General features: G+C 64.6%; 3 protein-coding genes. 1 reads left to right on the top strand and 2 read right to left on the bottom strand.

What is annotated here, in order from left to right:
• Together MKL20_RS28395 and MKL20_RS28390 are read right to left on the bottom strand one after the other, a co-directional pair.
• Positions 1-200: hypothetical protein (locus tag MKL20_RS28395; RefSeq protein ID WP_244039483.1), on the bottom strand; the 200-nt coding region annotated here is incomplete at its 3' end.
• A 45-nt stretch (positions 201-245) separates the two neighbouring features.
• Positions 246-587 carry a hypothetical protein gene (locus MKL20_RS28390; protein ID WP_244039482.1) on the bottom strand — a complete coding sequence of 114 codons (342 nt, stop codon included), beginning with the start codon at positions 585-587 and terminating at the stop codon, positions 246-248.
• A gap of 194 nt (positions 588-781) precedes the next feature.
• On the opposite strand from MKL20_RS28390, the gene MKL20_RS33205 reads away from it, so the two are divergent.
• Complete coding sequence (locus MKL20_RS33205; RefSeq protein WP_244039484.1) at positions 782-1,036, top strand: integrase core domain-containing protein; 255 nt, start codon at positions 782-784, stop codon at positions 1,034-1,036.
• Positions 1,037-1,096: the final 60 nt, after the last annotated feature.

Here is a 1,096-nt window from a genome sequence, read left to right as displayed (position 1 = left end):
CCGTCATTGCTGTGGAGGTTCACAAATTCGCTGATCGCGGCACGCTGCCCCTGGAGGGCTTTGCGATGCGCGACAACAGCTTTGACCGGACGATCGAGCGGAACTACGTCCAGAAGTGGCGCTTCCTGATCAAAGAATACGAGGCGGTCAAATCCGGACGCTCGCAGACGTTCGGGTCGGTCGGCGCCTTCTATCGCCATCACGGCACCTGTTCGCAGACGTTCCGCAAATATTACAACCGTTATCTATCCAGCGGCCAGGAGGACGACCTGCTGCCGCAGAAGCGCGGCCCGCGCTGGGCGGCGCGGCGGATGTCGGCCGCGGTCGAGGCTGAGATCGCCGCGGCGCGCCGGCTTGGCCTCAACCGCTACGAGATCTACGCTGTGCTGGCCGAACGCCGGCCCGATCCGCCCTCGGCTTCCGCGATCTACCGTGCGCTCAAACGCCAGGGGATGAACCGCCGCGACAGGCCGATGCAGGAGGAGAAGCGCAGCATCATCCGTGCGCGGGCGGGCGAACTCGGCCATGTCGACCTGCATCGCGTGCCGCGCGACGCCTTCCTCGATCCACCCCAGGGCGACGTCCATCTCGTCGGCGTCGTGTGCACCTGCGCGCGACTGGCCTGGGCCGAGATCGTGATCGGCAAGAAGGCGCTGGCGGTCATGTTCCAGACCCTGAAGGCCCTCAACACCCTCCACCAGCGCTACGGCCTGCGCTTCGGCGAGGTGCTGACCGACAACGGGGCCGAGTTCGCCGCCCGAACCAAGCCCGCCGAGCACCCATTCGAGGCCATGCTGCTCACCTCGGCGTCAAGCACCGGTACACGCGCCCCTACCGGCCCCAGACCAACGGCAAGATCGAGCGCTTCTGGCGAACGCTCGGTGACGATATGATCGACGGCACGACCTTCGACGACCTCGATCACTTCTCTGACGAACTCTTTCAATACATGATCTATTACAACGAGATCAGACCCCACCAAGCCCTCGGCGGGATCTCGCCCAAGGCCTTCCTCGCAACCCTCACCCCCAACTGACCACCCCGCCCCGATCAGCGAATTTGTGAACCTGCACAATTGCGAGCGCAGCGAAGCAAC

The organism is Methylobacterium sp. E-066, assembly GCF_022829635.1.
Lineage (GTDB): Bacteria > Pseudomonadota > Alphaproteobacteria > Rhizobiales > Beijerinckiaceae > Methylobacterium.
This window is presented reverse-complemented; position numbering and strand designations above follow the sequence as displayed.